General features: G+C 72.7%; 11 protein-coding genes and 1 pseudogene. 3 read left to right on the forward strand and 9 right to left on the reverse strand.

Features of this window, described 5'->3' with window-relative positions; all coding sequences use genetic code 11:
• Positions 1-174: 174 nt before the first annotated feature.
• The 3 genes and pseudogenes from ABZ459_RS46600 to ABZ459_RS46610 all read left to right on the forward strand — a co-directional run bounded on the left by ABZ459_RS46600 (position 175) and on the right by ABZ459_RS46610 (position 2,982).
• Entirely contained in the window at positions 175-375 is a 201-nt protein-coding gene (locus ABZ459_RS46600) for a hypothetical protein (protein ID WP_357985787.1), read from the forward strand.
• A gap of 486 nt (positions 376-861) precedes the next feature.
• Positions 862-1,182, forward strand: a pseudogene (locus ABZ459_RS46605) (transposase family protein); the annotation flags it as partial.
• A gap of 174 nt (positions 1,183-1,356) precedes the next feature.
• Positions 1,357-2,982, forward strand: coding sequence for a sialidase family protein (locus ABZ459_RS46610; RefSeq protein WP_357986001.1), 1,626 nt, complete (start codon positions 1,357-1,359; stop codon positions 2,980-2,982).
• Here ABZ459_RS46610 and ABZ459_RS46615 read toward each other — a convergent pair whose 3' ends face one another.
• Genes ABZ459_RS46615 through ABZ459_RS46655 form a run of 9 tightly spaced genes read right to left on the reverse strand, consistent with a single transcriptional unit; the run spans position 2,983 to position 11,522 of the window.
• A complete protein-coding gene (locus ABZ459_RS46615) occupies positions 2,983-4,092 on the reverse strand; it encodes an alanine racemase (protein WP_357985790.1) in 1,110 nt (369 codons plus the stop codon).
• Complete coding sequence (locus ABZ459_RS46620; protein ID WP_357985793.1) at positions 4,089-4,916, reverse strand: amidohydrolase family protein; 828 nt, start codon at positions 4,914-4,916, stop codon at positions 4,089-4,091. Before ABZ459_RS46620 ends, ABZ459_RS46615 begins: the two co-directional genes overlap by 4 nt.
• Entirely contained in the window at positions 4,916-5,761 is an 846-nt protein-coding gene (locus tag ABZ459_RS46625; RefSeq protein ID WP_357985796.1) for an IclR family transcriptional regulator, read from the reverse strand. The genes ABZ459_RS46620 and ABZ459_RS46625 overlap by 1 nt, the downstream gene beginning before the upstream one ends.
• Positions 5,758-7,287, reverse strand: coding sequence for a D-aminoacylase (locus ABZ459_RS46630; protein WP_357985799.1), 1,530 nt, complete (start codon positions 7,285-7,287; stop codon positions 5,758-5,760). Before ABZ459_RS46630 ends, ABZ459_RS46625 begins: the two co-directional genes overlap by 4 nt.
• Positions 7,280-7,729: a RidA family protein gene (locus ABZ459_RS46635; RefSeq protein ID WP_357985803.1), complete on the reverse strand. Its 450-nt coding sequence runs from the start codon at positions 7,727-7,729 to the stop codon at positions 7,280-7,282. Before ABZ459_RS46635 ends, ABZ459_RS46630 begins: the two co-directional genes overlap by 8 nt.
• The gene (locus ABZ459_RS46640; protein WP_357985806.1) at positions 7,689-8,705 is read right to left on the reverse strand and encodes an oligopeptide/dipeptide ABC transporter ATP-binding protein; all 1,017 of its coding nucleotides are present in this window, start codon (positions 8,703-8,705) and stop codon (positions 7,689-7,691) included. Before ABZ459_RS46640 ends, ABZ459_RS46635 begins: the two co-directional genes overlap by 41 nt.
• A complete protein-coding gene (locus ABZ459_RS46645; RefSeq protein WP_357985809.1) occupies positions 8,702-9,685 on the reverse strand; it encodes an ABC transporter ATP-binding protein in 984 nt (327 codons plus the stop codon). The genes ABZ459_RS46640 and ABZ459_RS46645 overlap by 4 nt, the downstream gene beginning before the upstream one ends.
• Positions 9,685-10,566 (reverse strand): oligopeptide ABC transporter permease, encoded by an 882-nt coding sequence (gene opp4C / locus ABZ459_RS46650; protein ID WP_357985812.1) that lies wholly within the window; start codon positions 10,564-10,566, stop codon positions 9,685-9,687. Before opp4C ends, ABZ459_RS46645 begins: the two co-directional genes overlap by 1 nt.
• Positions 10,563-11,522 carry an ABC transporter permease gene (locus ABZ459_RS46655; RefSeq protein WP_357985814.1) on the reverse strand — a complete coding sequence of 320 codons (960 nt, stop codon included), beginning with the start codon at positions 11,520-11,522 and terminating at the stop codon, positions 10,563-10,565. Before ABZ459_RS46655 ends, opp4C begins: the two co-directional genes overlap by 4 nt.
• Positions 11,523-11,535 lie beyond the last annotated feature (13 nt).

Below are 11,535 nucleotides of genomic sequence, written 5' to 3' on the forward strand. Positions count from 1 at the left end.
CACCAGGCTCCAGCATGACATCGGCCAGCGCGTCGTACGGCACGAACCGCTCTCCGAGCTCCATGCTCAGTTTCGACGCCTTACCCGGCTCAGGCCTGATGCGCAGCCCACCGTCCTCGAACTCCCACGCGCAACCTCGCCCCTTCAGTACGTCACCCATGCAAGCAAGGATAGGTGCCCGAACACTGGCGGCTACGCAGACGGGCGACCACCGCGACGAGCCGGCTAGGCCTGCGCACGTCGCCGGCCGCCGCGTTCTGCGACGACGACTACGGCGACTTCTGCTGGCGCGCTCCGTGGGAGCAGGAATCGGACGACCTGTCCAGGTCGCGGCGCTTCGAGCAATGGCGTTCGCCGGTGACGGTCTCTCAGTAGTACTGGCATGCTCCGGGGCATGGGACTCACCGGCTGGCGCCACCTGCAATGATCGATCAGGGCGCCCGCCGTGCTCGGCGGGCGCTCGTACGCCCCGTCACAGGCTGTCGGAACCCAGCGCTGCCGGTGTCATCCACCTTCACCCGCGACACCTACACCAGCGTCTACCCCGAGGTGGCCCGAGCCGCCGCGGAATCCGCCCCCGCCCTCATCAACACTTCAGCCGCAGGTGCCCGGAGGGCCCGGCTGATCACACTGCCGGACCACATCGGCGACGCCACTTCCTGATCCACCGAACCCGGCAGGCCCGCCGATTCGTCAGCGGGCCTGCTGGTTTGCCCTCCATGACTGAATCTTTCCAACCTCGCGGGCCCGGCCCTTGGTTTCAGCGTGATCCCGAAGCCGCTGTTCGGCCGGTGACGTGAGAAAGCTCCTGGTAGACGGGTTGATCACCACAACCCACACCGTCGCAGCCAGGAGCTTCCGGTGCTGTTCTACCGTGCTGCCATCGATGTGTCGCATCAGACCCTGAACTACGTCGCCGGGATGATCCGGCGTCACCGGAAGCGGATCGGCTCGCTCCGGCGGAGGCTGAACCCCGGGAAGCAGGCCCTGCTGGTCCTTGTCTACCTGCGTAAAGGTGAGACCTTCGCCGAACTCGGGGCCGGCTTCGGCATCTCCACGGCAACCGCGTGGCGGTATGTGGAGGAGACCGTGGCACTGTTGTCGGCACGTTCGCCCAAGCTCGGCCAGGCGCTGCGGAAAGCCAGGCGGGACGGACTGCACCATCTGGTGCTGGACGGCACCCTGGCCCGGTCGCTGCTCGTCCGCGGGGAGCCGGTCACCGCCGAACCCGTACGCGGGTCAGGCTTCCGACGGCACGATCCTGTTGACATGGAAAGGCATTCCGCGTTCGATCTCCTCCATCAGGAGGTGGACATGCGGAGAACTTCGCGATGGTTGGCCTCGGCGGCCCTGGGCATGGCCGTCGTGTTAGGAAGCGCGGGACAGGCGAACGCCGACGGTCCCGCGATCAGTGACCCGGGCGTTCCCGACGTACGGATCGAGGCGCCCGAACCCGGCGGGTGCAAGGCGTGGGACCCGACACTCGGCGGCGACGCCGCGACGAACCGGCAGCTCAACGAGAACGTGCCCTGCGGCTGGTTCCCGTCGATCGCCAAACTGGCCAACGGCGACCTCTACGTCGCCTACTCCTACGGCCCCAGCCACTCCAACTACAGCAAGATCGCCGCACGCCGGAGCAGCGACGGCGGCCACACCTGGTCGGCCCGCCAGATCATCGTGGACGACCCCGCCATCCCCGACGAGAAGGAGCCGAGCCTCACCGCCCTGCGCGACGGCCGGCTGCTGATGACCTACTACGACTACTCGCCCGGCCGGCCCAACAAGCACCGGCGGCAGGTCTACCTGCGCAGCTCGTCCGACAACGGTGTCACCTGGTCGGCGGCGACCACGCTCGACTCGCTCGTCTGGGACTTCCCCACCAGCCAGACGGCCTCCGACGGGGAGCTCGTCGAGCTCGACGACGGCACGCTGCTGCTGCCCGTCTACACGATGCGCGCCCTGGACGGCTCGATCGGCAAGTGGGGCGTCCACGTGCTGCGCAGCAACGACGGCGGCCTCACCTGGAACCGCTCGGACGAGCGCGTCGTGATGTGGGACGGGCCCACCGGCACGATCGACTACAGCGAGCCGGCGCTGGCCGACCTGGGCGGCGGGCACGTCCTGCTGCTGGCCAGGACGGCCGGCAACCCGGCCGGGACCATGCGGCAGAGCGAGTCCTTCGACCACGGCGCGACCTGGAGCGCGCCGGTCGACGTCCCCGGGCTGTACGGGCACGCGCCGCACTTCCTCAAGCTGCGCGACGGCTCGTTCTTCCTCACCTACGGCGACGTGTCCGGCGCCTTCGCCTCCTCGCGGCCGGTGGTCGGCAGGTTCTTCGACCCGCGCCGGGGGTGGGCCGCGACGCAGGGCAAGATGATCTACAAGACGCCGCGGACGAGCCGGTCGGACTGGGTCTACTTCCCCTCGTCGGACATGTCGTACCCGGGCAGCGTCGAGCTCGACGACGGCACGGTCTTCACGGTCTACTACGACCGGCTCGAAGGCATCATCGGCGGCACCTACACCCGTCCCGCCGAGAACCGGCTCGACCTGTGGGGGATGTACCAGGCCGGGCGGGCGACCGTGCAGACCGACATGACGGTCACCTCGCCGAGCAGGCCGTCGCTGCAGCCGTACGGACCGATCGACGGCAGCATCGACTACTGGCACTCGGCCGCGGCCGACGGGCCCGCGCCGCCCGTGCGGCAGTGGACGCTCACCCTGGCCGACCCCGTCCCGATCGGCCAGGTCGGGGTGGTGCTCAAGCCCGGGTACGCCGAGTCGGCGACGGTCGAGGCCGGCGGGCGGACGGTCGCGACGTACACGATGCGCCGCACCGACGCCCTCGACTGGACCCCGGCCGGAGGCGCGCTCGCCGGCCAGGTGCGCGTCTCGATCACCGACTCCAGCCGCAACGGCGACGCGCTGCTCACGGAGGTGGCGTTGCGCACCTGGCCGACGACGTTCGCCAGGGCGTCCTAGTCAGTGCCTGCCGGTGATCGGCCAGCGCGCCACGGCGGTGTCGCCCACCACGACGTGGGCACGGCTCCACATGTTGACGACGCCGCAGCCGTGGTTGGGCAGGATCCGCAGCAGGTCGCCGACCCGCAGCGCGGCCACGCCCTCACCGGTCAGGTAGCCGTGCTCCTCGTTGGCCTTGGCGAAGGTCAGCGAGGGCCGGTCGATCACCAGCCCGAAGCCGGAGCCGGTCACCGAGGCGTCGGAGCTCATGGCCTTCAGCCCGGCGTCGACGATCGCGACGCCCTCGCGCGGCGTGCTCACCACCCGGGTGAGCACGGTCAGCGCCGTGCGGGACAGGCCGGCGGTGCCGAGCGCGACCTGGTTGCCGTCGTAGAAGACGTACGTGCCCGCCCGCGCCTCGGTGACGCCGGGGACGAAGGGGGCGGTGGTCGCGCCCGGCGTCGATCCGACGGAGACGATCTCACAAGGATGGCCCGCGGCGCGCAGCTCCGCCGCCACGCCCGCCAGCACGTCGCCGACGAGCGTGCCCGCCTTGTCCATGCCCGGCCGGTCGCCCAGGTACGTCATCAGATGCCCCTCGTGGGTGAGCACCCCGCGCAGTTCGAGCGACGGCAGGGCGGCCAGCTCGGCGGCGAGCGCGAGCGCGTCCTCGGGCGCCACGCCGGCCCGGCCGAGCCCGGTGTCGACCTCGATCAGGTACGGCTGCCGCCGTCCCGCCGCCCGCGCGGCCGCGGCGAGCGGCCGGGCCACCTCGACCGAGTCGAGCGCCACGGGCACGCCCGCCCGTACGGCGAAGTCCACCTTGGCCGGGCCCACCGGCTGATGGGCCCAGACCAGATCGCGGATGCCCGCCTCCAGCAGCGCCGTGACCTCGGCCGCGGTCGCGCAGGTGAACCCGATCGCGCCGTGGTCGAGCTGGAGCCTGGCCACGTCGAGGCACTTGGAGGCCTTGAAGTGCGGCCTCAGCCGCACGCCGGCCGAGGCGGCGAGCGCCGACATCTCCTCGATGTTGCGGACCAGCCGGTCACGGTCGATCAGCAGGGCGGGGGTCGGCAGCCCGGCGAGCGGCACCGTGGTGAAGGCGTTCGGCGCCGGGGTGACGGCGTTCACCGCACCGCCAGCAGCTCGCGCGGGTCCTCGTCCAGCAGGCGCTCGATCGTCTCCGGCCGGACGCCTTCGAGTCCGGGGATGCGGATCGCGGTCAGCGACCGCAGGCCGGCGACCGCCTCGTCCGGCGTCCAGAGCGGGTAGTCGGAGCCGAAGAGCAGTTTGCCCGTCACGCCCCACTCCTGCGCGCGGACCAGGGCGAGGAATCCGTCGAGCGGCCTGGCCCAGTTCGCGGAGACGTCGGCGAAGACCCGCGGGTTCTTCCTGAGCACGATCATCGTCTCGCGCTGCCACGGGTGCCCGAGGTGGGCGACGATCTGGGTCAGGCCCGGGTGCCGCCTGGCCACCGCGTCCACGGCCAGCGGGTTGGTCACGCCGAGGTCGCCGTGGGGGCTCGGCGTCGCGCCCATGTGCCACAGCAGCACCAGCCCCGCCTCGGCCGCCGCGGCGTAGAAGGGGTCGTGGGCGGTCCCGGCCGGGTCGAAGTGGGCCAGCACCGGGTAGAGCTTGATGCCGCGCAGGCCCTTGGCCACCCCGTCGGCCAGCTGTTCCAGGACGTCGGGATCGGTCGGGTCGAGCGCCATGAAGCCGACGGTCTCGGTACGGGTGTCGGCGCAGAACCGGGCGACGAACTCGTTCGATGTGGCCACGCCGGCCGAGGTGGCCCGCAGTCCGAAGACGAACGCCGCGGTGACCCCCTTCATGGCCGCGTCGTAGTCGGCGGGCGTCACGTCGGTCCACGGCCTGCCGTACACCGGGCGCCAGTTCGCCTCCCACTCGCAGCCCCAGTGCTCGGACAGCAGGCAGTGGGTGTGCACGTCGATCATCAGGTGTGGCTTCCTTCCGTGGACGACAGCGAACGGTGGATCACGCGCAGCGCGGCGGCCAGGTCCGGGTCCGCGGCCATCTCGGCCGCGGTGGCGTGCAGCTCGGCCACGTAGCCGCCGTGCCGGTCGGGGTCCAGCTCGCCGGCCGGGCCCGAGACGCTGACCGAGGCGACCCACCGGCCGTCGATCTTCAGGGGGACGGCCAGGCAGCGCAGCCCGATGTTGGACTCGTTGTCGTCGTAGGCGTAGCCGCGCTCCCTGGTCAGTTCGAGGTCGGCGCGCAGCTCGGCGAACGTGGTCAGCGTGCTGCCGGTCATCGCCTCGTACGGCTCCTCGGGCAGGTGCCGGGCCAGCGCGTCAGGCGCGAGCCCGGCCAGGAGCAGCTTGCCCAGCCCGGTGGCGTGCGCGTCGGCCCTCGACCCGCTCATGGCCGTGTAGCGGATCGGCCGGTCCGGCTCCTCCACGCGCAGGTGCAGCACCTGGGTGCCGTCGAGCACGCCGAGATTGGCCGTCTGCCCGGTGGTCGCGGCGAGGGCGGCCAGGTAGCCGCGCGCCGCGGCCGAGGCGTCCAGCGTCGAGACGTACGCCGTGGACAGGTCGAGCACCTTGTGCCCGAGCCGGAACGAGGGACGCTCGTCCACCCGGACCACGTACCCGGTCTCGGTGAGCACGGCGAGCAGCCGGACCAGCGTGCTCTTCGGCAGGCCGGTCTCGTCGTTCAGCTCGCCCAGCGTGACCGGGTGCTTGGCCTTGGCCAGCCGTTCCAGCAGCGCCAGCCCTCGGGCGAGGGCGTGGGCGTGGTAGTTGGCCGCGGCCGGCTTGTCGTCGTCGATGGTTCGTCTCATGGGTTCACTTCCGTCTGCGACCGCAGAACCCGGCCCGGCCGCGCGCCGGTGTGGACGCCGTCGTCGATCACGACGGCCCCGTTCACGACGACGAGGTCGATGCCCGCCGGGTAGCGGTGGGGATGGGCGAAGGTGCTCAGGTCCTCGATCTTCTCCAGGTCGAGCAGCAGCAGATCCGCCGCGGCGCCCGCCCGGATCGAGCCGCGCCCCGCGAGCCCGAACAGCTTCGCGGGAGCCCCGGTGCATTTGTGAACAGCCTGCTCCAGCGTGAGCCGCCCCGGGCCGACGTGGTGACGCAGGAGGCGAGGATAGCAGCCGTACGAGCGGGGATGCGGCGTGCCCCGGCCGGTCGGACCCGCCGGGTCGAGCGCGAACCCGTCGGAGCCGATCACGGTCGCGGGGTGGGCCAGCGCGGCGAGCAGGTCGTCCTCCGAACGGCCGAAGGCGACCATGGCCACGGCGTTCCCGCCTTCGGCGACCAGGTCGAGGGCGTCGTCGTCGGTCGCGAGCGGGCTGCCGTCGACGAAGACGTCCGGCCAGTCCCACCAGCGGTCCGCCCATTCGGCCCTGATCCGGCCGCGGACCCGCGGGTCGCGCAACCGCCGGCGCATGGCGGCCTCGCCGCCGTCGTGCGCCCAGCCGGGCAGGAGCTGGGAGAGGTTCGCGCTGCCGGCCAGGTAGGGGTAGACGTCGGCGCGCACGTCGGCGTCCGCGGCCTCGATCAGCCGCAGCGCCCGTGCCACCCCGCCCCAGTTGCGGCGGCCGACCGCCGCCAGGTGGGAGATCTGGGTACGGCACCCGCTCGCCTCGGCCACCCGTACGGCCTGCCGTACCGACTCGGCCAGCCCGTCGGTGTAGTCGCGCAGGTGCCAGGCGAACACCCCGCCGTACGCCGCCACGACCCCGGCCAGCGTGACCAGCTCGGCCTCGTCGGCGTAGCTGGCGGGCGCGTAGATCAGCCCCGTGCTCAGCCCGACGGCCCCGTCGTCGAGGGCGGCGGCGAGCAGCTCGCACATCCGGGCCCGCTCGGAGGTCGTGGCCGGCCGGTCGGCGAAGCCCACCGCGGCGGCGCGCAGCGGCAGGTGCCCGACGAGCGAGGCGGTGTTCACCGACGGGCCCGCCGCCGTCAGCGCCGCCCGGTAGCCGGCCAGGTCCCGCCACGCCCAGTCGACCGCCGGGTCGACGTCGATGAAGGCGACGGCGGCGCGCAGCGCGGCCGTGTCGGTCCCGGCCTCCAGCGGCAGGACCCCGAGGCCGCAGTTGCCGAGCACCTCGGTCGTGACGCCTTGGCGGATCTTGCTGTGCGCCCGCGGGTTGCTGATCAGGGCCAGGTCGGAGTGGCTGTGCACGTCCACGAAACCGGGGCAGACCATGCGTCCGCCGGCCTCGACCACCTGGGCCGCGGCCTGCCCGCCCAGGTCGCCGACCGCCTCGATCCGTCCGGCGGAGACCGCGACGTCCGCGGTGCGGGCGGGCGCACCCGTGCCGTCGACGAGCAGGGCGCCCTTGATCAGCAGGTCAGTCATCGGCGATCCGGAACGTGCCCTCGACCTCGACGGGACTGCCGAGCGGCAGCGCCGCGACGCCGATCGCGGCTCTGGCGTGCGCCCCGCGCTCCGGCCCGAGCACGGTGAGCAGCAGCTCGGTCGCGGCGTCGGCCACCAGGTGCTGCTCGGCGAAACCGGGCACGCAGGCGACGAACACGGTCAGCTTGACCGCGGTGACCCGGTCGAGCGATCCGGTCCGCGCGAGCACGGCGGCGAGCACGTTGCGGGCGCACTGCCAGGCGCAGGCGCGCGCGGTCGCGAGGTCGACGTCCGCGCCCGTCGTGCCGGTCGCGAGCAGCCCGCCGCCGGGGACGGCCGCGACCTGGCCGGAGGCGACGATCAGGCTGCCGTCGCGCCGGACGGCGGCGACCGGCGGCCGGTCAGGACGAGCCGGAGGTGTGTCGGGAAGCGTGTCGAGCACTGATGGTCTCCTCTGGGAAGTGGCAGGCGCTGGGGTGCCCGGCGCCGGAACGGTCTTCGAGCGCCGGCTCCTCGGCGGCGCACCGCTCCCGCGCCTTCCAGCAGCGGGTACGGAAGCGGCAGCCCGACGGCGGGTCGGCGGGGCTCGGCACGTCGCCCGACAGCAGGATGCGTTCCCCCGCGCCGCGCATCGAGGGGTGCGGGATCGGCACCGCCGAGATCAGCGCCTTGGTGTACGGGTGGGCCGGCCGCAGGAAGATGTCGTCGACCTCGCCGATCTCCACGATCTTGCCGAGGTACATGACGGCGACCCGGTGACAGATGTGCCTGACCACCGACAGGTCGTGGGAGATGAACAGGTAGGCGAGGCCGAGCCGGCGTTGCAGGTCCGCCAGCATGTTGACCACCTGGGCCTGGATGGAGACGTCCAGGGCGGAGACCGGTTCGTCGAGCACCAGCACCCGGGGCCCGAGGGCGAGGGCGCGGGCGATCCCGACCCGCTGCCGCTGCCCGCCGGAGAACTCGTGCGGGTACCTGTTGGCGTGCTCGGGCGCGAGCCCCACCAGCTCCAGCAGTTCCCCGACCCTGGCCTCGTCGTACAGGCCCTGCACGCGCAGCGGTTCGGCCACGATCTCGTGCACGGTGAGCCGCGGCGACAGCGACGCGTAGGGGTCCTGGAAGACGATCTGGATCTCCCGTCGCAGCGGGCGCAGTTCGGCCGGGGAGAGTGCGGACAGGTCGTGCCCGCCGTACAGGATGCGGCCGGCCGTGGGGTCGGCGAGCCGTACGAGCAGGCGGCCCGTGGTGGTCTTGCCGCATCCCGACTCGCCGACGAGGCCGAGGGTCTCGCCGGCCGACAGCGTCAGGTCGATCCCGTCCACGGCATGGACCGCGCCGACCTGGCGCCTGAGCAGCCCGGCCCTGATCGGGTAGTGCTTGACCAGCCCCTCTACGCGGAGCACCTCCGTGGTCGTCATGCGAGCTCCTCGTGGAAGTGGCAGGCGGTGGCGTGCCCGGCGCCGAGACCGACCAGCTCGGGCCTCGACGTGCGGCAGGCGGCCCGTCCCGGCGCCAGCGGGCAGCGCGGATGGAAGGGGCATCCGTCGGATGGCGCCAGCAGGCTCGGCGGGCTGCCCGGGATCGGGACCAGCTCGCCCCGCGAGGACTCCACCCGCGGCCTGCTCGCCAGCAGGCCCCGGGTGTAGGGATGCCGGGGAGCGTCGAAGACGGTGTGGACGTCGCCCTGCTCGACCACCCTGCCCGCGTACATCACGGCCACCCGGTCGGCCAGCTCGGCGATCACGCCGAGGTCGTGCGTGATGACGATCGCCGCTGCGCCCGTCCGCTCCCGCGCGCTCCTGAGCAGGTCGAGGACCTGGGCCTGGATGGTCACGTCGAGGGCGGTGGTGGGCTCGTCGGCGATGAGCAGCGCGGGCTCGTTGGCCAGGGCCATCGCGATCATCGCCCGCTGCCGCATGCCGCCGGAATACTCGTGCGGGAACTGCCGGTAGCGCGTCTCGGGGTTGGGCACGCCGACGGAGGCGAGCAGCGCGAGCACGCGCTCCCGGACGGCAGCGCGCGACAGGCCCCGCCCGTGCAGCCGGACCGCCTCGGCGATCTGCCGGCCCACCGGGACCACCGGGTTGAGCGCCGTCATCGGATCCTGGAACACCATCGCGATCTCGCCTCCGCGCACCGCCCGCATGGCGCGCGGAGACAGGTCGAGCAGGTTCCTGCCCCGGAAGACGATCCTGCCGCGGGTGATCCGGCCGGGCCGCCTGACCAGGCCGAGCACGGACATCGCGGTGACGCTCTTGCCCGATCCCGACTCGCCGACCACGCCGACGACCTCGCCGGGCCGTACGTCGAGGAAGACCCCGTCGACGGCCTGGACGAGGCCGTCCTCGGTGGGGAACCGGACGGCCAGGTCCTCGATGGACAGCAGCGGCTCGTCCATCAGCGCACTCCTCTCGGATCGACGGCATCGCGCAGCCCGTCGCCGACGAAGTTGACGGCGAGCACCGTGAGCGCGATGGCCAGGCCGGGCGGCACCCAGAGCCACGGCATGGTCCTGATCAGGGTCAGGTTCTGGGCGTCGGTCAGCATGTTGCCCCAGCTCGCCTGCGGCGCCTGGACGCCCAGGCCGAGGAAGGACAGCACCGCCTCCAGCAGGATGGTCTGCGCGACGAGCAGCGTCCCGACCACCGCGACCTGGGCGAGCACGGCGGGCACGACGTGCCGGGTGATGATCGAGGCGCGGCCCGCGCCGAACGCCCGTGCGGCCTGCACGTACTCCTGCTCCCGCAGGCTCAGCGCGAGCCCGCGGACCACCCGGCAGGCTGTCGGCCAGTTGCAGGCGGCGAAGACCACCACCAGCATCGGCGCGCTCGGCCCGAGGATCCCGGCGAGCACGACGACCACGACCAGCGAGGGGAAGGAGAGCACCACGTCGGCGGCACGCATGACCAGCGCGTCGAGGGCTCCGCCGGCCACGCCCGCGACCGCGCCGAGCAGCGTGCCGATCAGCACGGCCGCCAGGGAGGCGGCCAGGCCGACGAGCAGGGACACCCGGCCGGCGTACACCAGCCTGGCGAACACGTCCCGGCCTGAGGAGTCCGTGCCGAGCAGGTGCTCGCCCGAGGGCGGGCGGCGGAACGCGGCGAGGTCCACCGCGTTCGGGTTGTGACCCGTGACCATCGGCGCGCACAGTGCCACCAGCACGATGAGGAGGAGGAAGGCCGCGCCGGCCAGGGCCATCCGGTTGCGCAGGAACCGGCGCAGCGCCAGCCGCGCCGGCGACCGCCGCGCGACGGGGGTGGTGAGGGCGGTCGTGGTCATCGCAGGCTGATCCTCGGGTCTGCCACCGCGTACAGCAGGTCGGCGGCCAGGTTGCACAGCAGCACGAGCACCGCGATGAACAGCGCGAAGCCGATCACCACCGGATAGTCGAGCTGCCCGATGGAGCTGATCGCGAGCTGGCCCATCCCCGGCCAGGCGAAGACCTGCTCCAGGGCCACGGCTCCGGCGAGGAGCTGCGGCACGTAGATCATGACGACCGTGATGAGCGGGATCAGCGCGTTGCGCAGGGCGTGCCGCAGCAGGACGCGCGGCGGCGCGGCGCCCTTGGCCTCGGCGGTTCGGACGTAGTCGGCGCCGAGCTCGGAGATCAGCCCGCCGCGCACGTACCGCATGAACGGCCCGGCGATGGACAGGGCGAGGATGGTGGCCGGCAGCACCAGGTGTGCCAGCACGTCCGCGCCGCTTCCGTCGTCCGGGTTCGTCATGCCGGAGGAGGGCAGCCAGCCGAGGGTGAGCGAGAACACGTAGATCGCCACGATGCCCAGGAAGAAACTCGGCACGGAGATCACCGCGAGGCTGACGGCGGCCGAGGCGTAGTCGGCCGCGGTGTTGCGCCTGACCGCCGCCAGCGTGCCCGCCGGGATCGCGACGAGCAGGCCGAGCGCCAGCGCGGTGCCCATCAGCAGGACGGTCGGCCCGAGCCGCTCGCCGAGCACCGCGCCGACGGGACGGTGGCTGACGAAGGAGTAGCCGAGGTCGCCGGTCAGGGCGTCGCGCAGCCAGACGACGTACCGGACGAGGACGGGGTCGTCGAGCCCGAGCTCGGCCCGCTTGCGGGCGATGAACTCCGGGCCGCCCGCGGCGAGCTGCTCGGGGTTCACCATCATCCGCACCGGATCCCCGGGAGCGGCCCTGACCAGCAGGAACACGCCGATGCTGATGAAGAGGAAGACGGCCACGTTGACGGCGAGGCGGCGAGCTACGTACGTCAGCACGGCGGTCTCCCGA

The organism is Nonomuraea sp. NPDC005692 (genome assembly GCF_040631115.1).
Taxonomy (GTDB): Bacteria; Actinomycetota; Actinomycetes; order Streptosporangiales; family Streptosporangiaceae; genus Nonomuraea.